This window comes from Paracoccus versutus, from assembly GCF_000763885.1.
In the GTDB taxonomy this organism is placed as follows: domain Bacteria; phylum Pseudomonadota; class Alphaproteobacteria; order Rhodobacterales; family Rhodobacteraceae; genus Paracoccus; species Paracoccus versutus.
In genome coordinates this window covers 1-1,861 of sequence record NZ_JRKO01000151.1, presented here as the reverse complement: position 1 = coordinate 1,861, position 1,861 = coordinate 1, and the positions used below count along the sequence as shown (strand labels likewise).

The following is a 1,861-nucleotide window of genomic DNA, read 5'->3' as shown; positions in this document are numbered from 1 at the left end:
CCCTCTGCCCCCTCGACCCCCTCGGCCTGGGTGCCGGCGCGGCCCAGCATGCCGGTCACCTGCGCCAGCAGGGTAAAGGCCCGGCCCGAGCGGGTCTCGGCCAGCGCGGCCAGCAATTGCGGGTCGCTGTCCTGCACCTTGCGGCTCATCAGCCGATCGAAATGGCGCAGGAAATGATGGGCGACGTCGCGAAATACCTCGTCGCCATGCAGCATCGCCCCGGCGCTGGCCAGGGCGGCCTCGTCGCGAATCACCGCCAGGTCGGCCACGGCCTCGCCGCGCGCGCCCTCGGCAAAGCGGCGCCACAGGACGGGATCGGCCTCGGGGACGGCCAGCTCGTCCATGTAGACGCCCTGCCCCGCCAGCAGCGTGACCACGTCCTGCGCCGCCCGGATCAGCCGGGCCATGCCCGGATCGGCCAGCGCCAGCCGCAGGCAGCGAATCGCCTCGCGGTCCTCGGGGCCGTCGGGAAAGTTCAGCGCATGGAACAGCTCGGCCGGCGTCAGCTGGGCCGCGGGCGGCGAATCCAGCTCCAGGCTGGCCTGCCGCGCATCCGCGACAGAGGGCCGCGGCGCGGGCGGCACCATGCCGCGCCGCGCGGCCGGCGCGGCAACGGGGGCGGAGGACGACGCGGCCGCGCGCGGCTCGGCCATGGGTTCGCCGGCCATGCCCTGGTCCTGCATCCGGGCCAGCATGGCGCGCAGCTCCTCGGCCTCCTGGCGCAGGAGCAGCAGGCTGCGCGCCGACCAGACCGCCAGCCAGACCAGCGCCAAGGGCAGGATCACGCCCACCAGCCAGACCAGCCAGCCCGCCGCGCCCTGCCCTTCGGCCTCCGGGCCGAAAAGCGCAAACAGCCCGACCAGCGCCAGCCAGGCCAGGCTGACCCCCGCGCCGATCGCCAGCACGCGGTTGCGGGCCTGTTCGACGGCCAGCCTGCGCAGCGGATCAAGCGAGTCCATGCGCCCGGCCCCTTCCTTCAGACATAGCGGATCGAGATGATCTCATAGGATTTCCCGCCCCCCGGCGTCACCACCTCGACGCTGTCGCCCTCGTCCTTGCCGATCAGGGCGCGGGCCAGGGGCGAGCGGATGTTCAGAAGCCCGCGCTCCAGGTCCGCCTCGGCCTCGCCGACGATCTGGTAGGTGCGCTCTTCCTCGGAATCCTCGTCGAGCAGGGTGACAGTGGCGCCGAACTTGATCGAGCCGTTCAGCCGGCTCGGGTCGATGACCTCGGCCCGCGAAAGGATCATCTCCAGTTCCTTGATGCGGCCCTCGACGAAGCTCTGCTTTTCGCGGGCGGCGTGATATTCGGCATTTTCCGACAGGTCGCCATGCTCGCGCGCCTCGGCGATGGCGCGGATCACCGCCGGGCGCTGGACCGAGCGCAGCTCGCGCAGTTCCTCGTCCAGCTGGTCGTAGCCCGCGCGGGTCATCGGTATCTTTTCCATTCCAGTCCTTCCGGTCGCAACGGTGCGACGCCAGTCAACGCGAAACAAGCTGTTGGAACGCCCCCGGCCATCGGCCGGGGGCGCCCGCTGAAAATCCGAGGGGCATCGTGGCGCGATCCCGTCCCTGTTTCAAGTCCCGCCGGATGCGATCCGCGACAGCCTGCCGAGAAAACGTCGCAAGTTGATTATCATGCGTCGCGTTAAGATTGCCCGCAAGAATATTACGCGCTAGGTCTTGCGCCCAGATTGTCGAGCTAGGGAAGTTGGGGGCCGAGCCATGTCCGAAATTGAACGCGAGTCGATGGAATACGACGTTGTGATCGTCGGCGGCGGCCCGGCGGGGCTGTCGGCGGCGATCCGGCTGAAGCAGGTGAACCCGGAGCTTTCGGTGGTGCTGCTGGAGAAGGGCTCGGA

At 69.8% G+C, this 1,861-nt stretch carries 3 protein-coding genes; 1 reads left to right on the top strand and 2 read right to left on the bottom strand.

Annotated features, from left to right (window positions below; translation table 11 throughout):
- Together IT40_RS26350 and greA are read right to left on the bottom strand one after the other, a co-directional pair.
- Positions 1-959 (bottom strand): hypothetical protein (locus IT40_RS26350; RefSeq protein ID WP_036761465.1); only part of this gene is annotated, 959 nt, incomplete at its 3' end.
- A 17-nt stretch (positions 960-976) separates the two neighbouring features.
- Positions 977-1,447, bottom strand: coding sequence for a transcription elongation factor GreA (greA, locus tag IT40_RS26345; protein ID WP_024845767.1), 471 nt, complete (start codon positions 1,445-1,447; stop codon positions 977-979).
- Between the two features lie 277 nt (positions 1,448-1,724).
- Here greA and IT40_RS28195 point away from each other — a divergent pair.
- On the top strand, positions 1,725-1,861 hold a 137-nt coding region (locus tag IT40_RS28195; protein WP_157034123.1), incomplete at its 3' end, for an FAD-dependent oxidoreductase.